The sequence below is a fragment of the Sphingobacteriales bacterium genome (genome assembly GCA_016699615.1).
In the GTDB taxonomy this organism is placed as follows: Bacteria; Bacteroidota; Bacteroidia; order Chitinophagales; family JADIYW01; genus JADJSS01.
This window is the reverse complement of record CP064984.1, coordinates 918,131-941,064: the sequence shown is the minus strand read 5'-3', so window position 1 is coordinate 941,064 and position 22,934 is coordinate 918,131. Positions and strand designations below refer to the sequence as shown.

The following is a 22,934-nucleotide window of genomic DNA, read 5'->3' as shown; positions in this document are numbered from 1 at the left end:
TTCAACAAATAAAAAATAAACAAATGGGAATTTTATCTAAAATATTCGGAAAAGCAGAAGAACAAAATTTTAAAGAAATGTTGCAAAATGGTGCTGTTATTATTGACGTACGTACACCACAAGAATTTTCAAACGGACATATCAAAGGTTCTAAAAACATACCATTAAATATCTTGCCAAATAAAATTGATGAGGTAAAAAAATACAATCAAATAATTGTTTGTTGCCAATCGGGCATGCGAAGCTCAAGCGCAGCATCTATTCTAAAAAAGAATGGAATACAAAATGTAGTGAATGCTGGCGGTTGGAATTCATTAAAAAATAAAATATAATCATGCTACAGATACTAAGTACAAATTGGCATGCAATGCGTATCATTAGGTTGGTGCTTGCAATTATCATTATTGTTGAAGGAATAAGAACAAACGACAAACTATTACCAATTATGGGATTTGTTTTTCTACTAATGGCAATATTCAATGTAGGATGTTGTAACACAAATTGTTCTACAAAAAATAATAATAGTACAATAAATAACGATGACACTATTATATACGAAGAAATAAAATAATTAAATATGGAACCACATTATTATCAAGTAAAAATACAATGGAAGGAAGGAAGGCTAGGTGTACTTTCTTCAGCTGAAATTAATCTAGAAAAAAATATTTTAGAAGATGGAATTAGCGTTGCAACGCCACCACCATTTGCTGGCGGAATGCCACAAGTTTTTAGTCCAGAACATTTGTACACGGCTGCTGTTGCATCATGCTTAATGACAACATTCCTAGCTATTGCAGAAAACTCAAAAATAAATTTTATATCTTTTGATTGCGAAGCTAAAGGAAAATTAGAGCAAGTAGAAGGAAAATTTTTAATGACAGAAGTTATCTTAAATCCAGTTGTACAAATTGAAGACGAAGCACTTCTAGATAAAACAAAACGAATTTTAGATAAAGCTGAAAAAGCATGTTTAATTTCTAATTCAATAAATAGTACAATAACATTTAATCCTATTGTAAAAGTATAATCTATGAATAAATTCCAGGAATTAATCAATGGAGATAAACCAGTATTGGTAGATTTTTTTGCAACATGGTGTGCCCTTGCAAAACATTAGCACCAATTCTTCAAGATGTAAAAAAAGATTTAGGTGAACAACTTACTATCATCAAAATTGATGTAGATAAAAACCAAGCTATTGCACAACAATTGCAAATACAAGGTGTGCCTACACTTATATTATACAAAAGTGGACAAATAAAGTGGAGGCAAAGTGGCGTTATTCCCAAAAATCAATTAATTTCAATTATCAATACTTATTTATAACATCAAAAAAAATTATATGAAAAAAAATATGGGTTCTTTAGACAAGATGATTCGCGTAATTATTGCAACAGTAATTTTAGTTTTATATTTTACAAAAATTATTACAGGTACATTAGCAATTGTACTTTTGGTATTAGCAATAGTATTTGCAGTTACAAGTTTTATAAATTTTTGTCCACTGTACACAGTTCTTGGCATCAATACGAATAAAAAAGAAAGCTAAAAAATACAATCATTCTATTAAATTTTCTACATGGATAAAATAATTCAAATGCCATTTGCGTGGTATATTGCTGGACCATTAATTGCCATCAACTTATTTTTGTTACTATACTTTGAAAAAAGATTTGGAATTTCTACAAGCATGAAAACAACATGTAGCATGTTGGGTGCTGGTAAATTCAGCTCATTTTTTAATTATAATTGGAAACAAGAACAATGGCTATTAGTTTACGTATTAGGTACAATTATTGGTGGTTTTATTGCATTTCAGTTTCTACACGCAGGCGATGCAGTAATTGTATCTGATAAAACAGCAGAAGCATTGCAAGCATTAAACATTACAGCCAATCAATCTTTTGCACCAAACGAAATATTCGGGAATGCTGAAACATTCAAATTAAAAAACTTATGTATTTTAATTGGTGGTGGTTTGCTTATTGGTTTTGGCACACGTTGGGCAAATGGTTGCACATCTGGCCATGCCATATCAGGCTTATCAGATTTGCAATTGCCATCTCTAGTTGCTGTTATTGGTTTTTTCATTGGTGGATTAATCATGACATTTTTAATTATTCCAATAATATTTTAAAAAATAAAAATGAAATATATAAAATTTTTGCTTTTAGGAGTCTTCTTTGGTATTGTATTAGCCAAGGCACAAGTTATATCATGGTTTCGCATTTATGAAATGTTCCGTTTTGAGTCTTTTCATATGTATGGAATCATTGGAAGTGCAGTTATATTAGGTGTTATCATTGTTCAGATTATAAAAAGAAGTCATCTAAAATCAATAGATGGTAATGAAATAAAGATAGATCCAAAACCAAAAACTTATAAGGCAAGTATATTTGGCGGAATTATTTTTGGATTAGGTTGGGCATTGGTTGGTGCTTGTCCTGGACCAATTTATATATTAATTGGTGGTGGCTATTGGTCATTTATTATTGTACTAATGGCAGCTCTTTTTGGTACATTTTTGTATGGCTTAGTTAAAGATAAATTGCCACATTAGTATTATTTTTGTACGAATAATATAAGATGCAAGAAGATATTAAAAAATATTTACAGGAGTTACCTGAAGATAGACAAAAGGTAATGCAACAACTAAGAGAAACAATATTGCAAAATATTCCAAAAGGTTTTGAGGAAACATTCATTTATAAAAGCATTGGATATGTAGTGCCTAAAACATTATATCCAAATGGCTATCATTGCGATAATAAATTACCATTGCCTTTTATAAATATTGCATCACAGAAAAATTTTATTGCAATCTATCACATGGGTATTTATGCAGATCCAAAATTGTATGGTTGGTTTTTAGAAGAATATCCTAAGCATTGCAAATCAAAATTAGACATGGGCAAAAGTTGTATTCGATTCAAAAAAGTTAATGAAATTCCATTTCAGTTGATAGCAGAATTAGTTTCAAAAATGACTTGGGAAGATTGGGTAAAATTGTATGAACAAAGTTTTAGAAATAAGTAATACTAATTTTTAGGCTGTTGTCTTATTCTTTCTAAATCATCCAAGGCAGCTGGATAAACTTCTTTTTTTAGCCAATTTTGTTTATCATTTCTATATGCTTTGAATTTGTATTTTATTGTAACAGCCAAATCATAATCACTTACACGTTGCATAAATTCATAAGGCATATCTAAATAAGTAATGAAGCTTTCAAAATCTTCTTCTGCCAAATCTATAATATTATAAGCATTATACAATCTGAAAATATCTTTCAATACATTTCTTTTGGTGTACTCGGTTTCTAAATTTGCAGCAAGTCTTTTTTCTTTTTCTTTCTTAGAAATTAATTCATACAAATAAGAAATTGGGTTTTGTAGTGGCTTTGCATCTGGATACAAATCCGTATTTGGTAAATAAATATTACTTATAGATTTTCTAATTTGCTGATGTGTTTTGATGGCTGTAATCTGTACCTCTGTCAATTCAATAGGAATTCTATTCATTGTTACAGTTATCTTATAATCTTGTTTTGCTAAGCTATCATTCACATATATTTTTTGTGGTAGATATCCATTTTTAAACAATACCAACGTATCATTTATCATTGCCTTTGTACTAAAAAAACCATTCTTGTCTGATGAAAAAGATATTTGCTGTTTCCTATTAGCAACATCAACATGTGGAATTAAATAGCTATTCTCATTTACAATATTTACCTCAAGTGTAATTTCTTTGTTTTGAGCCAAAACAAACACACTGTTGCATAGCATAATTGTAAAAAAGATGAGCAATCTCATGCCAACAAATGTAAGTATATTTGTATATTTGATTTGTTAATTATTGTTGTACAAGATAATTTTTCTTAATTCCATGGAACATCTAAATGACAAAGAATTAATTGTGCTGTTTTTTGAAGATCAAAATAAAGAAGCAATTGCTGTCTTGTACAAGCGCTATGCTACTTTGGTTTTTGGCTTATGTTTTAAATATCTAAAAGACGAAGATCAGGCTAAAGATGCAGTAACTGATATTTTTATTAGAGTGATGGAAAAGCTGGATGATAGTGTAGAACGATTTGATAGATGGCTTTACATTGTGTCTAAAAATGAGATTTTTAACCTTTTGCGTAAAAAAAATGTTAAAATTGAAGAAATTAACCAAAATTCTGAGGTTAGATTTATGGAAAATGAGCAGTATGAACGTCATTATATAGAAGATATAAATAAAGAACAATTATTACATGCACTGAATAGCTTAAACGACTCACAAAAAATCTGTATTGATCAATTCTATCTGCAAAAGAAAAGCTATCAGGAAATTGTACTGCACACTGGCTACGATATCAAAAAAGTAAAAAGCTGTATTCAGAACGGAAAAAGAAATCTGAAACTATTTTTTAATCAAAAAAATGATAGCCATGATGAATAAACATGAATTAAAAAAATACTTAGAAGAACAACTAAGTAATGAAGAAAAAAATAAACTAGAACAAACCTATTCTGATAATCCTTTTCTAGATGAAGCCTTAGATGGACTAACAGAATGGAAAGAAAACAAAACTATTTCTTTTGACAAACTACAACAAGAATTGGATGATAAAATAGATAAGGTTCGCAATGAACAAACAACTGTAGTTACTAAGAAAAAATCTATATTTAGAATGCCAATTTTTAGAGTAATTGCAGTAGCTGCTGCCATTATTGGCGTTTTGTTTTTCTCTGTAAATTTTTTGTTTGAAAAACGAAAGCATTCAGAAAAAATCTATGCAAGTTATTTCAAAGTACTTACACATCCAGATGGTGTTGTCCGAAGTAATGAAGCAAGTAATGATAACAATTACACATCGCAGGCAATACAATATTATGAACAGGAAAATTATAAGAAAGCAATTGAATATTACAACAAAGCATTGGAACAAAATCCAAATAATGAGAAAAATATATTGTTTTTAGGCGTGTCGTATTTGGCAAATTTTCAACCAGAAAAAGCTATTGAAGTATTGAAAGACGCAACAACAACTGAAAATAAATACCTTGATGATAGAAATTGGTATTTGGCAATGGCGTATCTAAAAATAAAAGATTTAGACAATGCTAGAGTTTATTTTAAAAAATTATCTAATACAAAATCATATTAAACTGAAAATGCCAAAGAGATTATCGAATCTTTAGGTGAAGATGAATATTCTGCTCAGAAGTAACTGATTTAACAAATATTTGTATTTGTTCCTTTTTATATTGCTTATTTTAGCAAAAAAAGCAATTAGATGAGGCGATTTATTGTTATGCTATTACTTTTCGGTTTTTTTGCTGCACAAGCACAAACGAATTACAAGATTTCACAAAATAGACTAATATTACCAGAACCTATTATATTTCAGGAGCACGCAAATGATGTATTTGATACAACTGATGCTATGATTGACTATGTAGCGCAATATATGCTAAACAATCCTGGAATTACAAAACTTAGAGTGGAATCTCATGTTTTTACTGAAAAAGATGAGAATGAAAATACAAAACTATCATTACAAAGAGCTGCTATCATTACTTATTATCTTACACTAAAAGGTGTAGATTGTAGTAGACTTACAGCATCTGGTTTTGGCAACACAAATCCTGTAGATAGCTTGACTGATAAATATACAAACACAAGAATAGAGTTCTTTATTCAAGAAGCTAAGAATAGAAATATTCCATATACAAACGATTTTTCGCCTAAGTTATATAATCCTTGCGAAGATTAGAATGTACAGTTCTTAAGCATCAATCCAGTTTTTTCATCTAATCCAAATATAAGATTCATATTTTGAACGGCTTGCCCAGCAGCACCTTTTAGTAAATTATCAAGCGCAGCTACAATTATAAGCTTGTTTTTTTGTTTTTCTAAATAGATGATACAATAGTTTGTATTCACTACTTGTTTTAGATGTATGTTTTTTCTAAGAATTTGTACAAATGGTTGCGCTGCATAATAGTTTTGGTACATAGCATATATATCATCAATAGTTTCATTGCAAGTAATAATACTTGTTGCTAAAATGCCTCTTGTAAAATTGCCTCTATAGGGTACAAAATATAGTTCTTGATTATAATTTGTTTGCAATTGTGTAAGGTTTTCATTTATTTCATCTAAATGTTGATGTGTAAGTGTTTTGTAAGTACTAAAATTATTATTTCTCCAAGTAAAATGCGATGTTTCTGATAGAGAATTTCCTGCGCCAGTAGAACCTGTTGTTGCAGAAACATGTATCTCATTTGTCAATAATTGGTGCTTAGCTAATGGTAACAAACTGAGTTGTATTGCAGTAGCAAAACAACCGGGATTGGCAATTTTATTGGCAACTTTAATTTTTTCTTTGTTTAGTTCTGGAAGACCATAAACAAAATCTTGAGCATTTGCTTGTAGTCTAAAATCATTACTTAAGTCTATAATCTTAGTATGATTGCTGAATGTATGTTGTTTTAGAAATGGACTTGTTTCTCCGTGTGGTAGACACAAAAATACAACATCAACATTGGTATCTATTTCATTGGTAAAAAATATATCTGTGTCAAATATATCATCATGTATTGATGTGATAGGAATATTGTGCTTGCTTCTGCTGTAACAAAATGCAATTTCAGTATTTGGATGTTGTAGTAATATTCTTATTAATTCTCCGCCAGTGTATCCAGTTGCACCTACAATTCCAGCTTTTATCATGTTTCCTATTTTGTTGCGTTCACAATTATGTTATCAATATTTTCAAATTTAGTGTAAAAAACTGAATTTTCTATTTTTTCTATTTTACCATTCTCATCAAGAGAAATTTCTTTGTCGGTGCTAGTCCATTTTCCTTTTAGTTCATAATATCTTATGCCTTTGTATACTTCTTTATCTTCAGGAATCAAAAAAACCTGTTGTTCGTATGTACCATCTTGGTATAATATCAAATAATAAACTTGACTTCTTAATCCACTTTTTGTAGTTAATGGCGGATAATTAATTTCGTGCATCCACACAGAACCAGATTTCGACTTTACTTTTTCTTTATTGTAGTTTGTAGATTGGGCATTCGATTCCTTAGCTATAACTAACTGAATGGTTATTAAAAATATAGCAAGTAGTAAATGTACCTTCATATATACTGTGTTTCATAATCAAAATTAACATTTATTTGTGAAATCAACATTGATTTTCAGTAATAAAATAATTATGATTTATTGAAGAAATTATTTTGTGATTATTCTCTTCCTTATTCTACTTAAAGAAACTGGAGTTACACCAATATAAGATGCAATATATTGAAGTGGTACTCTATTCAATAAATCTGGAAAATCTTCAACAAGCTTTACATATCTTTCTTCTGGTGAGTCCAATAAAAATGAAGAAAGCTGATTGTGTAACATTAAGATATAATACTCGCCAATTAATCTGCCCATTTGTTCAAATTTTGAAGATGTATTGTATAGTTTTCGCATACTACTGTAATCAATTACAAATATCTCACTATCTTCTAATGCTTGAATGGTTGTTTTGCTTGGTTTTTTTTCTAATATACACTCAAAAGATGCCATAATTTCGTTAGTAAATACAAAATAAGCAGTTTTTTCAACATCTTCTTTCTCATAGAAAAATCTAAAACTTCCACTCAGAATAAAAGCCAATTCTTCTGAAACTTGTCCAGATTTAATAAAATTATCGCCTTTCTTTATGTTTTTAAAATGGCAGATTGGAATGATTTGTAGCCAATCTTTAGGTGTTAAATTAGGAATCTTATAATATTCAATAATACTTTGCGAACGTGCTATAAGGTTTTTAATATCCATATCTTATTGCAAAAGTATTATAAATTTGCATATTTTTTATTTTATTTCTAGTACATCAAGAATTTGTGCTGTAGCATTTTTTGTATCTACCTTAGAGATTACTTTTTTTATAATACCTTTTCCGTCTATTATAAATGTTGTTCTTAGAATACCTTCATATTCTTTTCCATACATTTTTTTTAATCCCCAAACTTCATATGCTTTTGAAATAAGCTTGTCTGTATCTGGGATTAATTCAAATGGCAACTCGTATTTATCTTTAAATTTTGTATGAGATTTTTCATCATCAGGACTAACGCCAATAACTGTAAAACCTTTGCTAGTTAAACTTTGATAGTTATCTCTAAAGTCACAAGCATTTGCAGTGCAACCTGGTGTATCATCTTTTGGATAGAAATATAATATTGTTTCCTTTCCACTAAAATCTACACCTTTTATTTTTGGTGCTTTTGTGCCTTCTTGTAACATAGGTATGCTTTTATTATATCTGAGGTGCAGCAGCTAAAATATCTTCGCTTGCTTGTTGCTCATATTTTTTAAAATTCTCTCTAAACTTAACTGCTAATTCTTTTGCTTTTGTATCGTACTCATCTTTGTTTGCCCAAGTATTTCTTGGATTTAGAATTTCGCTAGGCACACCAGGACATGATTTTGGTATTTGGAAATTAAATATAGGAAGAGTTTCATATTCTACATTTTCCAAGTTTCCGTTTAATGCTTCAGTAATTAATGCTCTTGTATATTTTAAGCTCATTCTGCTTCCAACACCATACGCACCACCAGTTATTCCTGTGTTGATTAACCATACATTTGCATTACTTTCTTTTAATTTTTTTCCAAGCATCTCAGCATATTTTGTTGGATGTAATGGTAAGAAAGCTGCACCAAAACATGCAGAAAATGTAGTTTGTGGTTCAGTAACACCAGCTTCAGTTCCAGCAACTTTAGATGTATATCCAGAAATGAATAAATACATTGCTTGCGCTTCTGTTAGTTTTGTAATTGGAGGTAATACGCCAAATGCATCATAACTTAAGAAAAATATATTTTTAGGAATTCCACCAACAGATGGAACTGCTATATTTTCAATGTGATTAATTGGATAAGATACTCTAGTGTTTTCAGTAATGCTAACATCTTCAAAATTCACTTCATTTGTTCCTTCAAAGAAGCCAATATTTTCTAATATTGCACCACCTTTTATTGCTCTAAAAATATCTGGTTCCTTTTCTTCTGTAAGGTCTACACATTTTGCATAGCAACCACCTTCAAAGTTGAATACACCAGTATCACTCCATCCATGCTCATCATCACCAATTAGTTTTCTGTTTGGATCTGCAGATAGTGTTGTTTTTCCTGTGCCTGAAAGTCCAAAGAATAATGCTGTATCACCTTCTTTTCCAATGTTTGCTGAACAGTGCATACTCAATACACTTTTTTGATGTGGTAATACAAGGTTTAATGCAGTAAAAATTCCTTTTTTAATTTCGCCTGTATAACCAGAACCACCAATTAATATTACTTTTTTTGTAAAGTTAATGATGGAAAAATTATGTTGTCTTGTGCCATCTTCAGCTGGATTAGCTTTAAAGCTTGGAGCGCAAAGAATTGTCCATTCTGGTTCAAAATTTTCTAATTCATCTGCACTTGGTCTGATAAACATATTATCAGCAAATAAAGATGCCCATGGTGTTTCAGTAATTACACGTACGTTAGTTTTATATTTTTCATCAGCACAAGCACTCACATCTCTAACATATATTTCATTAAACTGATTGATATAATTAGTTACTTTCTCTTGTAGTTTATCAAAATTCTCAGGAGAAAAAGCTTGATTAATATTATTCCAATCAACTGAATTTGTAGTCAAATCATCTTTTACAGTGAATTTATCTTTTGGCGATCGACCTGTAAATTCTCCAGTATTAATGCACAGTGCACCAGTATTGTTAAGTGTTCCAAGACCAAGATCTAATGCTTTGTTTATTAAGTCTTCTCTAGAAATATTCCAAAATAGGTTCTGATTGCTGATTCCAATGTAGTTTAATGACTTACGCTTTTCGCCTATAACAGTATCCATGTTAATTATTATTGATTTCTACAAAAATAATGAATTTTGAATTACTTTTTATTGCTTAAACTTTTAGTAACATAGCAAAAGCCTAATTTACTCATCTACATAAAATTTATTTACTTATGTTATGTGTGTGTTTTAATTGAAAAAGGAATTCTTATCAAGATTTTGGTACAATATTAGAAAATTCCCAGCTTAATACCTGTTGCAAATCCAATTCCTAGCTCTCGAGCATCAGATAATTGTGAGGCTATATTTTTTTCTTTAATGATTAGCGTATCCAATGCTTTTTTTAAGATATATCCTCTTGCAATTGTATCAATGCTTCTTTCTGTTCCTGTACCATCATTTTCACAACAAACAATTAAGGCGTATGGTTTGTTTAATTCTACTGCTCTTGCTAAAGAATAAGTTCTATCAAAAAAATCTTTTATTGCACCACACATATATCCAAAATATTCTGGAGAACAAATAATAATACCATCAGCTTGTAATATATCTTCAAATAATGTTTCTGTGGCTTTTTTGTAGGCTAATATAATGTCTGATTCATCTTTCAAGCATTCTGCAATTGCATCAGATATCATTTTGGTATTTCCAGATTGTGTATGATAGATTAGCAAAATATTTTTCTTCACAATGATAAAGATAAGACGAATGAATACAAAAATACTTTAGCAAGTCAATATTATTTAGCTAATTAAGAATAGAGTCTTAGAAAAATTGTAGATTTATATTATAAAATAGAACATTAGTGTCCGATAAAACTACGGAATATTTTTTTGATATTGATAATCAATATAAATGTGTGATAAAATTACAATAAAACAAAAGCAGGTTATCCTGAAAATAATTGTATTTGATTTTGTGTAGCAACGATGTAGTGTTTTTGTGGATTTTTGAGGAATGATTTTAGATTAATATAGTTAAATAAATGTGTTCTGATTAGTGAACAAAGATTTGCAAATGCCCATTTTCGTTTTTCTACTTTTCTTTGAATAACGGTGATAAGTAGATTGTAAATAAGCGTACACCAAATCTGTATAATAATTGCATTTTCATTATCACCTAAAAAATAATTAAGTGGAAAATTTTGTTTGAGTTGTTTGTGCAATAACTCAATTTGCCATCGTTGCTTGTATATTGTAGCAATTTGTTCTGGTTTTAAATCGTAGATATTGGTAATAAATTCGTAGCATTTGTTATGCTGTTCGCTCCAATAGCCAATTCTACGAAGTGGCAATTGTCTTGTTATTGTGCCATTTTCTCTAATGTCTAATTCTATTTGCTCATCTTTCAAAATAGCATCATCTTTGCAGTTATCCAAACTAAATTCTTCTTTAGAACTAAACTTTGCATTGTCTTTAATACGGGTTACAAATGGTATTTGTGTTTGATTAAATCTCTCAAAGAGTAGATAATCAACATAACCTCTGTCAAAGCAATAGATGGTGTTGGAGTCAAAAGAAATATGCTGGATAAAGTTACTATCATGAACAGTAGCATCTGTAAATTTTACTAAAGTAGGCAAATTATAATCTGCTCTAATTTGCAGATGCACTTTAATACCACCTTTATTTTTGCCATTTATCGGTTTACGCCCAACACATTTTAAGATGTCTTTAAACAAGAAAATAGTAGTAGAATCGATAATGGACAGCTCTTTACCATAACTTTCTCTAAATCGGCTGTCCGATAAAGTTGATTTATAAAAAGCCAACAAGTCATAATAGATTTGTTCAAACACAACAGCATTTCTACGTTTGTTAGCATCACCAAGCGTACTCTTTTTAGGTGGTTGTTTGAGTTTAATATGTTTGAGTTTGCCTTCTAAACCTAATAAATTAGTACAAACCTCACGAAGCGAAGTACTGTTGGAGCCAACACAAAACAACATCGTTACTAAATGTTCTAGTGTTGTAAATCGTTTGATATATCTATCACTGTTATGCTTGTTAACAGCTGTATCAATAATAGAATTAGGAATTAAAGAAATCAGCTGTCCGAGAACCGAATTACCAAAATTATGCGTACTTTTATTCATATAGTAAGTTGTGCAAAAACAAACTATATATTTTGAGCCATAATCCCAAAATTATGGCTCTCTTTTTTTATCTTTATCGGACACTAATGAAAATAGAACTATGTCAATACTAAATAAAATAGCAGCAGGTGTTCTAAAACCAATTATAAAAGAAATGAGCAGAGCGTCTTTACCCAAGCTAGACGGAAATTTCTATATAAAAACAATTGATCAAGATATTGAGGTTATTAGAGACGAATGGGGCGTTGCGCATGTATATGCAAAAAGCATCGAAGATGCAATTTTTGCTCAAGGATTTGTACATGCACAAGATAGATTGTGGCAAATGGAACTAAATAGGAGAGCAGCAAGAGGAAAGCTATCAGAAGTAATAGGTAAAGATGGATTGGATGCTGACCGTATTGCACGAACATTTGGATATGATAGAGTAGGCAAAAAAGACTGGGATTTACTTTCAGAAAGCACTCAAAAATTAATTAAAGCATATTGTAATGGAATAAATGCATATCTAAAACATGATAATTTAAAATTGCCAGTTGAGTATAAATTAATTGGACACAAACCTGAAGATTGGACACCTATTGATGTTTGTGCATTTAGTAGAATGCTTACTTCTTTGCTAACATTTGGATGGTATGATGAAATCATTAGAGCAAGACTAATAGAATCTGTTGGCGAAAAAAAAGCAATGGAAATAAACAATAGCTATCCTAATGAAAATCCAGTGCTGTTACCAAATGGAATTGAGTTTAATCATATACGTATAGATGAAAAATTCGATGCCATGAGCGGACCATACATTCCACATATTTCTGGTAGCAATGCATGGACAATACATGGCTCAAAAACAGATACAGGGAAACCTTATCTTTGCAATGATCCACACCTAACGCTAAAAAATCCAAATATTTGGTATCAAATGCACATCCATTGTGATGAATTACATGTCACAGGTGTATCTTGTCCAGCAACACCAGGTGTACTAATTGGACACAACGAACATATTGGTTGGGGCATTACTTTAGCTTTTACGGATATAGAAGATGTGTATGTTGAAAAATTTACAGATCATTCATTTTCTACGTATATGTACGATGGGAAAATTTTAGACTCTAATATTATAGAAGAAAAAATATATATAAAAGGAGAATCATTGCCATATATTGAAAAAGTAGTCAATACAATACATGGTACACTAATTTCAAACATTACGAACGAAAAGCATCATGCGTATACATTGTGTTCCAGAGCATTCAAACCATCAAATGTGTTTGATGGCTGGATGAAATTAAACAGAGCTCAAAACTGGAACGATTTTGTAGATGCTGTTAAACATATACAGGCACCAGGATTAAATATCGTGTATGCTGATGTAAAAGACAATATAGGATATTATAATTCTGGAAAAGTTCCTATTAGAACCAAACAAGATACAGCAGTACCAATGCCAGGATGGATAAGTGAAAACGATTGGAAAGAGGATGTGCCATTTGAGCAAATGCCACATGCATTTAATCCAACACAAGGCTACTTAGTTACAGCAAATCATAAAATAGAACCAGATGATTTTCCATACTTTTTAGGAGATAATTATATGAATGGCTATAGAGCTAAGAGATTAGAACATATGATTCAATCTAAAACAAAACTATCGCCAAAAGATTTTATAGATATGCAAATGGATTGGCATTGTACACCAGCAACTAAATTTATAGCTTATTACAAAGATATTGATATGCATGATTTAGAACTCAACCAATATGTACAACTTATGCTGAAATGGGATGGTGTATTAAGACCAGAACAAATAGAAGGAAGTTTTTATAAAGTAGCAAAAAAAGAAGTTGTAAAATATATTTATGAAAAAAATATACAAGATAAAGCATTAATTAAGAGCCTTCTTGGAATTGGTGTTCATGAAATATATCAACCACTCAATGCATTTATGGGACACAATACTGTAGCATTATTTAGAATGCTAGATAATGAAGAATCTGAGTGGATACAAAAAGCAGGTGGAAGAAAAAATGTTTTAAAACAAGGATTTAAAAATGCAATAGAATGGATAAAACAACATTATGGAAACAATACTAAAAAATGGACATGGGGCAACTTACACGCAATAGTATTTCCACATTCATTTGCAGCAAAACCACCAATGGATAAGGTGTTTAATATTGGACCAATTCCAATTGGAGGCGATACAGATACACCTTTTCAAACTTTTATAATGGACGAACATAAATACGGTGGAGAATTAGATTCTGTATCATATAGACAAATTATTGATTTCTCTGATTTTGATAAATCTACCATAATTATGCCATTAGGTAATAGCGAAAATATGGCAAGTCCATATTATAAAAACCAATTAAATAAATGGCTTAATGGAGAAAATATTCCAATGAGTTTTAGTAGAGAAAAGGTAGACGAATATCGAAAACATACATTATGGCTGAAAAAAATATAAAATCATTATTTTTGAGACAATGAAATATTTTTTAGCATACGATATTGGTACCAGTTCAGTAAAAGCAATTTTGGTAGATGATTTAGGTAATATTCTTGCACATGCTATAGAAGAATATCCTTTACAAACACCAAATCCAGGTTGGGTAGAGCAACGACCAGAAGACTATTGGAATGCAGTATGTTTAGCTACAAAAACTTTAATAGAAAATCAATCAATAGATAAAAATAACATAGCAGGAATTGTGTACACTACACAAGCCATGGGTATTATTCCAGTTGATAAAGATGGCAATGTATTATATCCAAATATTACTTGGGTAGATGGAAGAGCAGAAGAACAAGCAGCAAAAGCAATGAAAAAATTTGGAGGAAGGCGAATGTTCAAAGCAATTGTTGGTATCGAAATTACAGGAAAAGATGTTATTCCAAAACTCATGTGGCTCAAAGAAAAGAAACCAGATATTTTTAATCAAACTTATAAAGTTCTAGATGTCAATGGATATTTAAAATATAAATGCACTAACAAAATGGTAGCAGAATGGTCAGGTGCCTGTTCGTATGCATTTGATATAAAGAAAAAAGATTGGGAGCATTTATTTTTTAAACTAACAGGAATAGGTTCAGGCATATTGCCAGACCTTGTAAAATCTACAGATGTAGTAGGAACGCTTACTACAAAAGCAGCACAAGAAATGCACCTAATTGAAGGTATTCCAGTCTTTGGTGGTTGCGATGATACACAGAGTGCCGCAGTTGGAACAACTGCAATTGCAGAAGGAGAAGCACATATTTATACAGGAACATCAGCTTGGGTTGGTGTATCTACAGCTAAAGCACCAAAATTTAAAAACGGTGCAGTTTGCTTACAGAGCGCAGATCCAACAAAAAATTTGATTGTTGGAATTACAGAATCTGCTGGCGCAAATACACTTTGGCTTATAGATAATTTTTATAAAGACGCAGCTGGAAATATGTCTGAAAAGGAATTGTTTGAGTTAATTGAAAATGATATTAAACAAGTTCCTGCTGGTGCTGATTATTTAATTATGACACCATGGTTTTTAGGCGAAAGATGTCCAGTAAGTACAACAACTACACGCGCTACAATTTTTAATCTTACGCACCAACATACAAAGGCACATATTGCACGCGCACATTTCGAAGGTATTGCATACAATCTTAGATGGACATTAGACAATATGGAAAAAGATTTTAAACTAAAAATAGATCAGGTAAAAATTACAGGTGGAGGCACGCACAACAATACTTGGATGCAAATAATAGCAGACATCATTGGTAGGAAAGTACTCACAACTACACAACCCAAAAATGCAGGTGCTTTAGGTGCAGCCATGTGTGCAATGGTTGGTAGCAATACACTAAAAGATTTTTCAGAGATAAATAAAATCATTCAAGTAAGAAATACATATACACCAAATACAGCAAATGCTCCAATTTATCAAGAGTTATATCAAATGTATAAAAACGTATACGCAAATTTAAAACAGAGTTATACAACAATCAATTCATCAAGATTTTCAATAAAATAAAATGATATCAATTGAACAAGCAAAAATAGATGTGTGCAACGCAGGAAAACAGTTGCTGAAAAAAGGATTAGTAGCACGCACATGGGGAAATGTAAGTATTAAAGTAAGTGATACGCAAATGGTAATAACACCAAGTGGACGCAAATATGATGACCTTACGCCAGAAGAAATGGTAGTGGTAGATTTTTATACATTAAAATACGAAGGGAAATTAAAACCATCATCTGAGCTAAAACTACACTGCGAAGTTTATAAAACAAGAAAACATATAAATGCAGTAATTCATACACACCAAATGTATGCATCAATAATTGCAGCAGCACAAAAAGATGTTGTAGTGCTTGATAAAGAACACCAACAAATATTAGGTGGAGAAATAATTAAAGCAGCATCTTATGCAGTGCCAAATACAAAAAAAATTACAGTAGACACAGCAAAAGCAATTGAGAATTCTAATGCAAAGACTAATGTCCAATCATGGCGTAGTATGTATTGGAACAGATATGGATAATGTTTTTAATGTCTGTGAAACATTAGAATTAGCATTACAAAAATTATGTAGAATCATTGAAAAAATAAAAGAGAATGAGCATACAAACAGAGATAGATAAGTTACAAACACATGCAGAAGGTTATGCATCTTGGGGAAATCTAGATATTCAATATGTTGGAATAAGAAAAGATAATAGCATTCATGTATTAAATGTAAATGAAAATAAAGAAATAGATATTACCAACGAATCAATTCAAGATAATTTACAATATGTAGTAATCAAAGAAATATTTGCAAAAAGAAAAAATATTCAAGCTGTTATCATTGCAAAGCAAATGTATGGTTCTAGCGTGAAAACTGAAATACCATCTATATTAGACGATCAAGCACAATTATTAGGTGTAAGTATTAAAATTGCACATATAAAACAAACAACAGCTAATGTAAATAGAGATTATGTAATTAGAGCACTTAGAGGCAGATTTGCATGTATAGATAGTAATGGATTAGTTTACAGTATTGGCGATTCATTAGAAGATACCTATGTTGCCGCATGGTTGGTAGAAAAAACAAGTAAAGCATTCTTAGAATCAAAATATTTAGATGGCGCAAAAAGTATCAACAAAATTGAAGCATGGTTAATGCATAAATTTTACAGACTAAAATATTCTAAAGAAGCAGAAAAGAATAAATAAATACCAATTATCTATACAATGTACATTCTATATTGTTAGAGCAATAATTGCCAAATTTCTTAATAAATCTTAAAATATATCTATTTCGTTTAGCATGAATAAACCTCGCAGAGTTTTTGATGTCTAACCTATAATTAAATATTTTAAAATGAAAAAATTACTTAGTTTATTAATGATTGTAATGGTTGCACTAAATTTGAATGCAGCAGATTACAGACAAGCACCACCAGTTGCAACAGGCATGCCTGGTGATAATTTGAATTTATATGTTGTATTAGATATGTTTAAAGATGCCTCTTCAGTAGAAAATTTTGAATATATGCTGAACAATTCAAATTACAATGTAAATAATCTTGACTTAAATAATGATGGTTACATTGATTATCTAAAAGTAACTGACTATGGCAATGGCAACTATCATACAATTGTAATACAAGATATGATAAGTGGCTACGAAGTACAAGATGTAGCTATCATAGATTTGCAAAAAGATAATGGCAACAATGTAGTACATGTACAAATTATTGGTGATGAAAACTTATATGGTAAAAACTACATAATAGAACCATATATTGCAGGACAAGTAAACACAGTACAGTATGTAAATGCTTGGGCTTGGCCATGTGTTAGTGTTATCTTTAAAGTTGGTTACAATCCTTGGACTTCGCCATGGCATTGGGCAAACTATCCAACTTGGTGGAACAACAGACCAATAAAAACATACAATGTATATTATAATAATTTTAATAACTTTGGTTGGGATAATTATAGCAGAAGAAACACTTACATTAACCAAACATATTATAATAACTATTACAACAACAAAAGAGAAGTTTCAAAAACAGTTAATACAAACATCAACAACAATGCATACAAAAATAATGGCAATCCAAATGTAAAATCAAATAATGGTAACCATTATGGAAATAACAATCCAAATAGCAATAATGGAAATTACCAAAAAAATAAACAAGGCAATGATTCCAATAAATCTGGTAACTCAAACAATAACAATGAAAATAAAGGAAATTGGAATAAACAAAACCAACAAGGCAATAATTCTAACAATGGTAATGACGAGAACAAAGGCAATTGGAATAAGCAAAATTCTGGAAATAGCAACAGCAATCAACAACCAAAAGTAAATAGCAATCAGAATAGTAATACACAAAACAGTAATCAGAATTCTAATCAAGGATACAAAGGAAATAATAAAAGCAATAACGGGAATCAACAAAATTCTGGTACAAAACAAAATAATAGCAACAAACAACAAATGGGAAACAACGGAAATTCAAACAAAGGAAATAAAGGTAAATAACTAAAATTGGAATAATGATTTTGCCCTTGTGTTTTTATCATGCAAGGGCAATTTTATTTCTAAAGAATAATTTTACAATAGATAATATAGCTTAAGTAGTACGAACAAATACAGATAAGTATAGACATACCAGAGCATAATATCTATAAAAACATTTTAGTATCTTTGCAACACATGCAGAATCCAAATTTAGATGCATCAGGCGATTTCCTATCTAAAACCGAAAAAGATTTAGAAAGAGTTTTGCGTCCACAAGCTATTGAGCAATTTGCTGGTCAGCCACAAATTATTGAAAATTTACAAATATTCATTCAAGCAGCTAAACAAAGAGACGAAGCATTAGACCACGTTTTATTGCACGGACCACCAGGTTTAGGAAAAACAACTTTATCCAATATAATTGCCAACGAATTAGGTGTAGAAATGAAACTAACATCTGGGCCAGTATTAGAAAAACCAGGTGATTTAGCAGGTTTGCTTACCAATCTACAAACCAACGATGTACTGTTTATAGACGAAATACATAGATTGAATACTACTGTAGAAGAATATCTATACTCAGCCATGGAAGATTATAAAATCGATATTATGATTGATAGTGGACCAAGTGCAAGAAGTATACAAATTACCTTAAATCCTTTTACCTTAATTGGTGCTACAACACGTTCTGGTTTACTTACAGCACCATTGCGTTCACGTTTTGGCATCACATTCAGGTTAGAATATTATACCAAAGAAGTTTTACAAAGTATTATAAAACGCTCATCAAATATTCTGAATACAGAAATTGATGAAAAAGGCTCAATGGAAATAGCTAAACGAAGCAGAGGCACGCCACGTATAGCCAATGCATTGCTGCGTAGAGTAAGAGATTTTGCACAAATCAAAGGAAACGGAAAAATAGATTTAGAAATTGCTCAATATGCATTAAAAGCATTGAATGTAGATGAACATGGCTTAGACGAAATGGACAATAATATCTTAGCTGCAATTATTGAAAAATTTGGTGGAGGACCAGTTGGTATCACTACAATTGCTACAGCAGTAGGCGAAGAAGCTGGCACAATAGAAGAAGTATATGAGCCATTTTTAATACAAGAAGGCTACCTAAAACGTACACCAAGAGGAAGAGAAGCTACTGCAAAAGCATACACACACATAGGAAAAGTACCACCAGCACAAACAGGCAGTTTGTTTTAGAAGAAATATTTTTTATTAGAATTATACAATAGTTTTATAAAAATTTTGTATATTCATGTATAATTTATACTGTATGAATACATACATACATACATACATACATATTATATGTATTGCAAATATTATTAATTCCTCCATAATTTTTTGTAAATAAATATATTAAACTACTAAGTATATTTTAAAATTTAATAAAAATAAAATACAAAAAATGAAAAATTCAATCAAAATATTAATGTTAATCGTATCGATGATATTTGTAAATGCATGTAAAAAAGAAACCCTAAAATCAAATAAAATATTAGAAAATGAAATATTTTTGAAAAAGTATGGTATAACAACAGATTCAAATCATATTTCACTAAAATATAAAAATAATATTTATGAGTATACTTCTGTTGTTGATAAAAGCAATGTTACTGTAGACTTAGTTGAAAAAGATGCAACAATTGTAAAAAATATTATCGATGAACTTCCAAATGCAGTCGCATTAATTTTATCTAAAGATTCAATTTATCTATTTGATAATTATGATGAATATCAAAAATATATTCATATCGCTTATCCAATAAAACATCCTAATAGTGGTAATTCAAGCAGAACAAATAGTACAGGAAATAGTTATGCAGTAGCTGCTCAATTTTTTAAACACGCATATTTTAATGAAGTGTTGAGGACAGAATTTTTTGGTGATTTAAGTGATAATGGTGGAACAGTATCTCCAATTTCTTCATATCAGACTTATGTTAATTGTGCTGCGGGTTCACCTGATACTTATTGTCCAACAGGTCAATATTATAATGCACCAGGATTTTCAATTCCTAATATTGGTACAAGTCAAAATGATCAATTCTCTTCGATACGTATTTCTGATTTATCTATATCTACACCATTGATTGCCCATAGATATACAAGATACCAAGTCATATGTTTTGAAAATGCAAATTATGGCGGATTGGCATTAGCTTTTAAAGGTAATTTATTTTCTTCCTCTCCATATAATGTAAATGAGGATGCTGATAATTTAACAGAATGGAAAAGGAATGTCTTTTATAAAACATGGAATGACCAAATATCATCAATAAAAGGATTTATTTATTTTCAATAAAAATTTTAACCATGAAACAATTAATATTTATTCTATTAATAATTTTCCTTGTATGTTCTTGTACAAAACATAAGTTGAAAAAGTATCATTTTGATATAGATGAAATTACACAAAGAGATTATTTAGGTAATCTTATTGGAGAAGATAAAGGCGATTGGACGATTGTAAGCTATGATAATATGGATGATTTTGGCAAAAATGTGTTAGACCAAAGATTTGATAGCATAGATTATAAGCATTTACTTACTGGATTTAAAACTAATGACACAAAATTAGTAGGTAAAAAAATAATTATATACCCAAACCCTATGAGTAATACTGTAATTGGGCATACTTGCCCAACATGTAATACAAGCTATCATTCTGTTGCATATTTAATGTCTGATAAATTTGGAAAGAAAATTGGTGAACGAGCATTTTTTAATTTATATGGAAATAGCACCACAGAGTTGCCTGCGGCATTAATGAAAAGAGATTTTTATATGCATTTTATTATCAGAACAAGTGACTCCAGTATATATTACGCTAGAGGAAAAGTTATTGGAATAGAGTAAACAATATTATTAATAAAAGCTATCTTGAGAAAGGTAGCTTTCTTTCTTTTATAAAGAAAAGCTTTCGCCACACGAACAAGTGCGTGATGCATTTGGATTATTAAAGTAAAATCCTTTGCCATTTAAACCTTCAGAAAAATCCAATTCTGTACCAAGTAAGTACAATAAACTTTTAGCATCTACTACTAATTTAATGCCTTTGTCTTCAAATTGTTCATCTCCTTTTTGTGCTTGATTGTCAAAGTTCATATTATAGGTAAGACCAGAGCAACCACCACTACTTACAGAAACTCTAACAAAATGTTCGTTTGTTAGATGGTCAGTTTGCCAAATATCTAAAATTCTATTCTTTGCTGTTTCGCTTACTGTAATCATTTTCGTAGTATTATAACAAGATAATTGAGAAAAAGTTTAAGGTTTAAATTGTTTGCACTTTTCTTCAACTTCGTTATTCAGTTTTTGCTTATACGCTATTATTTTTTCCAATAAGTTTGCATCATGTGTAGCCAATATTTGTGCTGCCAAAATACCAGCATTTTTTGCACCACCAATTGCCACAGTTGCTACAGGCACACCACCTGGCATTTGTGCAATCGACAGTAAACTATCAATTCCATTTAATGTTTTTGATTGAATAGGTACACCAATTACAGGTAGTGGCGAAATGGCTGCTATCATACCAGGAAGATGCGCAGCACCACCAGCACCAGCAATAATAACTTTCACACCATTATGATGTGCTTGTTTTGCAAAATCGTACATTTTTTCTGGTGTACGATGTGCCGAAACAATGGTATAAGAATAAGCAATACCTAGTTCATCTAATATCAAAGCTGCTTCTCGCATGGTAGGAGAGTCGCTATCAGAGCCCATTACTATTGCTATTGATGGTTGCATATATTAGTTTTGTTGTGTGCTGTCTATTGCATCTTTTAGTGCAGTAAAGATATCCTCAATTTCACCTACACCATTTAAACTAGCAAATTTATCTACTTTTTTATAATGGTCTGCAACTTGAGCTGTCTCATTCAAGTACACTTTAAATCTATTTTTAATGATTTCTTCGTTTAAGTCATCAGCTCTGCCAGATGTTTTGCCTCTTTCCAATATTCTACCTACAATTTCTGCTTCTGGCACATCCAATGCTAATACCTTAGTAATGCTTGTATTTTTTAAATCTAATAATTTATCAAGTGCTTCTGCTTGTGGTTGTGTGCGTGGAAAACCATCAAAGATAAATCCATTCACTTTGCCTTCAAACTCATCAAGTTTATTGGAGAGCATACCTATTGTTACCTCATCTGGTACTAGCTCACCTTTTTCAATATACTTTTAGCTTCTAGTCCAAGTGGCGTTTCGTTTTTTATTTCATTACGAAATAAATCACCAGTTGAGATGTGTAGTAAATTGAAATGTTCTGCAATTTTTACAGCTTGGGTACCTTTTCCGCTTCCTGGAGGACCAAATAAAATTAGATTAATCATTTTTTTAAGAATAGTATTGAATTACAAAAATAAGCATTAGTATTAAATAATGCATTGAATTATACAATATTACTATTTAGTGTGAATAATTTTAGAATTTATTAATATACTAC

The 22,934-nt window shown here is 30.5% G+C and carries 28 protein-coding genes and 2 pseudogenes; 19 read left to right on the top strand and 11 right to left on the bottom strand.

Going from position 1 to position 22,934, the window contains the following annotated elements; all coding sequences use genetic code 11:
• Positions 1–23: 23 nt before the first annotated feature.
• The 8 genes and pseudogenes from IPK18_04580 to IPK18_04545 all read left to right on the top strand — a co-directional run bounded on the left by IPK18_04580 (position 24) and on the right by IPK18_04545 (position 3,039).
• Positions 24–332 (top strand): rhodanese-like domain-containing protein, encoded by a 309-nt coding sequence (locus IPK18_04580; protein QQR98800.1) that lies wholly within the window; start codon positions 24–26, stop codon positions 330–332.
• 2 nt (positions 333–334) lie between these two features.
• On the top strand, positions 335–571 hold the full coding sequence (locus IPK18_04575; GenBank protein QQR98799.1) for a hypothetical protein: 237 nt from the start codon (positions 335–337) through the stop codon (positions 569–571).
• Between the two features lie 6 nt (positions 572–577).
• Positions 578–1,030: an OsmC family protein gene (locus tag IPK18_04570; GenBank protein QQR98798.1), complete on the top strand. Its 453-nt coding sequence runs from the start codon at positions 578–580 to the stop codon at positions 1,028–1,030.
• Positions 1,031–1,033: 3 nt separating this feature from the next.
• Positions 1,034–1,329 (top strand): annotated as a pseudogene (gene trxA, locus IPK18_04565) (thioredoxin).
• 16 nt (positions 1,330–1,345) lie between these two features.
• A complete protein-coding gene (locus IPK18_04560) occupies positions 1,346–1,552 on the top strand; it encodes a DUF2892 domain-containing protein (GenBank protein ID QQR98797.1) in 207 nt (68 codons plus the stop codon).
• 30 nt (positions 1,553–1,582) lie between these two features.
• A complete protein-coding gene (locus IPK18_04555; protein QQR98796.1) occupies positions 1,583–2,140 on the top strand; it encodes a YeeE/YedE family protein in 558 nt (185 codons plus the stop codon).
• Between the two features lie 9 nt (positions 2,141–2,149).
• Positions 2,150–2,563: a YeeE/YedE family protein gene (locus tag IPK18_04550; GenBank protein QQR98795.1), complete on the top strand. Its 414-nt coding sequence runs from the start codon at positions 2,150–2,152 to the stop codon at positions 2,561–2,563.
• Between the two features lie 26 nt (positions 2,564–2,589).
• Complete coding sequence (locus IPK18_04545) at positions 2,590–3,039, top strand: DUF1801 domain-containing protein (GenBank protein ID QQR98794.1); 450 nt, start codon at positions 2,590–2,592, stop codon at positions 3,037–3,039.
• A gap of 2 nt (positions 3,040–3,041) precedes the next feature.
• Here the strand turns inward: IPK18_04545 and IPK18_04540 are convergent, their stop codons facing one another.
• Positions 3,042–3,788, bottom strand: a complete 747-nt coding sequence (locus IPK18_04540) for a hypothetical protein (protein ID QQR98793.1) — start codon at positions 3,786–3,788, stop codon at positions 3,042–3,044.
• 100 nt (positions 3,789–3,888) lie between these two features.
• On the opposite strand from IPK18_04540, the gene IPK18_04535 reads away from it, so the two are divergent.
• The 3 genes from IPK18_04535 to IPK18_04525 all read left to right on the top strand — a co-directional run bounded on the left by IPK18_04535 (position 3,889) and on the right by IPK18_04525 (position 5,764).
• Complete coding sequence (locus IPK18_04535; GenBank protein QQR98792.1) at positions 3,889–4,446, top strand: sigma-70 family RNA polymerase sigma factor; 558 nt, start codon at positions 3,889–3,891, stop codon at positions 4,444–4,446.
• Positions 4,436–5,155 (top strand): CDC27 family protein, encoded by a 720-nt coding sequence (locus tag IPK18_04530; protein QQR98791.1) that lies wholly within the window; start codon positions 4,436–4,438, stop codon positions 5,153–5,155. The genes IPK18_04535 and IPK18_04530 overlap by 11 nt, the downstream gene beginning before the upstream one ends.
• A 129-nt stretch (positions 5,156–5,284) precedes the next feature.
• On the top strand, positions 5,285–5,764 hold the full coding sequence (locus tag IPK18_04525; GenBank protein QQR98790.1) for an OmpA family protein: 480 nt from the start codon (positions 5,285–5,287) through the stop codon (positions 5,762–5,764).
• Here the strand turns inward: IPK18_04525 and IPK18_04520 are convergent.
• The 7 genes from IPK18_04520 to IPK18_04490 all read right to left on the bottom strand — a co-directional run bounded on the left by IPK18_04520 (position 5,761) and on the right by IPK18_04490 (position 11,947).
• A complete protein-coding gene (locus tag IPK18_04520) occupies positions 5,761–6,723 on the bottom strand; it encodes an N-acetyl-gamma-glutamyl-phosphate reductase (protein ID QQR98789.1) in 963 nt (320 codons plus the stop codon). The two genes, IPK18_04525 and IPK18_04520, sit on opposite strands and share 4 nt — an antisense overlap.
• A gap of 5 nt (positions 6,724–6,728) precedes the next feature.
• On the bottom strand, positions 6,729–7,142 hold the full coding sequence (locus IPK18_04515; protein QQR98788.1) for a hypothetical protein: 414 nt from the start codon (positions 7,140–7,142) through the stop codon (positions 6,729–6,731).
• A 90-nt stretch (positions 7,143–7,232) separates the two neighbouring features.
• The gene (locus IPK18_04510) at positions 7,233–7,829 is read right to left on the bottom strand and encodes a Crp/Fnr family transcriptional regulator (protein ID QQR98787.1); all 597 of its coding nucleotides are present in this window, start codon (positions 7,827–7,829) and stop codon (positions 7,233–7,235) included.
• A gap of 36 nt (positions 7,830–7,865) precedes the next feature.
• Complete coding sequence (locus IPK18_04505) at positions 7,866–8,297, bottom strand: peroxiredoxin (GenBank protein QQR98786.1); 432 nt, start codon at positions 8,295–8,297, stop codon at positions 7,866–7,868.
• A 13-nt stretch (positions 8,298–8,310) separates the two neighbouring features.
• Positions 8,311–9,909, bottom strand: a complete 1,599-nt coding sequence (gene pckA, locus IPK18_04500; GenBank protein ID QQR98785.1) for a phosphoenolpyruvate carboxykinase (ATP) — start codon at positions 9,907–9,909, stop codon at positions 8,311–8,313.
• Positions 9,910–10,082: 173 nt separating this feature from the next.
• Positions 10,083–10,541 (bottom strand): NAD(P)H-dependent oxidoreductase, encoded by a 459-nt coding sequence (locus IPK18_04495; GenBank protein ID QQR98784.1) that lies wholly within the window; start codon positions 10,539–10,541, stop codon positions 10,083–10,085.
• A gap of 200 nt (positions 10,542–10,741) precedes the next feature.
• On the bottom strand, positions 10,742–11,947 hold the full coding sequence (locus IPK18_04490) for an IS4 family transposase (GenBank protein QQR98783.1): 1,206 nt from the start codon (positions 11,945–11,947) through the stop codon (positions 10,742–10,744).
• Positions 11,948–12,047: 100 nt separating this feature from the next.
• On the opposite strand from IPK18_04490, the gene IPK18_04485 reads away from it, so the two are divergent.
• The 8 genes from IPK18_04485 to IPK18_04450 all read left to right on the top strand — a co-directional run bounded on the left by IPK18_04485 (position 12,048) and on the right by IPK18_04450 (position 21,337).
• Complete coding sequence (locus IPK18_04485) at positions 12,048–14,417, top strand: penicillin acylase family protein (protein QQR98782.1); 2,370 nt, start codon at positions 12,048–12,050, stop codon at positions 14,415–14,417.
• Between the two features lie 19 nt (positions 14,418–14,436).
• Positions 14,437–15,969: an FGGY-family carbohydrate kinase gene (locus tag IPK18_04480; protein ID QQR98781.1), complete on the top strand. Its 1,533-nt coding sequence runs from the start codon at positions 14,437–14,439 to the stop codon at positions 15,967–15,969.
• A gap of 1 nt (position 15,970) precedes the next feature.
• Positions 15,971–16,480: a class II aldolase/adducin family protein gene (locus IPK18_04475; GenBank protein QQR98780.1), complete on the top strand. Its 510-nt coding sequence runs from the start codon at positions 15,971–15,973 to the stop codon at positions 16,478–16,480.
• A gap of 74 nt (positions 16,481–16,554) precedes the next feature.
• A complete protein-coding gene (locus tag IPK18_04470; protein QQR98779.1) occupies positions 16,555–17,157 on the top strand; it encodes a hypothetical protein in 603 nt (200 codons plus the stop codon).
• Positions 17,158–17,305: 148 nt separating this feature from the next.
• Complete coding sequence (locus IPK18_04465) at positions 17,306–18,478, top strand: hypothetical protein (GenBank protein QQR98778.1); 1,173 nt, start codon at positions 17,306–17,308, stop codon at positions 18,476–18,478.
• Positions 18,479–18,652: 174 nt separating this feature from the next.
• Positions 18,653–19,678, top strand: coding sequence for a Holliday junction branch migration DNA helicase RuvB (ruvB, locus tag IPK18_04460; GenBank protein ID QQR98777.1), 1,026 nt, complete (start codon positions 18,653–18,655; stop codon positions 19,676–19,678).
• Positions 19,679–19,886: 208 nt separating this feature from the next.
• Positions 19,887–20,783 carry a hypothetical protein gene (locus tag IPK18_04455; GenBank protein ID QQR98776.1) on the top strand — a complete coding sequence of 299 codons (897 nt, stop codon included), beginning with the start codon at positions 19,887–19,889 and terminating at the stop codon, positions 20,781–20,783.
• Positions 20,784–20,857: 74 nt separating this feature from the next.
• Entirely contained in the window at positions 20,858–21,337 is a 480-nt protein-coding gene (locus IPK18_04450) for a hypothetical protein (protein ID QQR98775.1), read from the top strand.
• 48 nt (positions 21,338–21,385) lie between these two features.
• Here the strand turns inward: IPK18_04450 and IPK18_04445 are convergent, their stop codons facing one another.
• From IPK18_04445 to IPK18_04435, 3 genes and pseudogenes are all read right to left on the bottom strand, one after another.
• Entirely contained in the window at positions 21,386–21,712 is a 327-nt protein-coding gene (locus tag IPK18_04445) for an iron-sulfur cluster assembly accessory protein (protein ID QQR98774.1), read from the bottom strand.
• 36 nt (positions 21,713–21,748) lie between these two features.
• Complete coding sequence (gene purE / locus IPK18_04440) at positions 21,749–22,234, bottom strand: 5-(carboxyamino)imidazole ribonucleotide mutase (GenBank protein QQR98773.1); 486 nt, start codon at positions 22,232–22,234, stop codon at positions 21,749–21,751.
• 3 nt (positions 22,235–22,237) lie between these two features.
• Positions 22,238–22,821, bottom strand: a pseudogene (locus tag IPK18_04435) (adenylate kinase).
• Between the last annotated feature and the right edge of the window lie 113 nt (positions 22,822–22,934).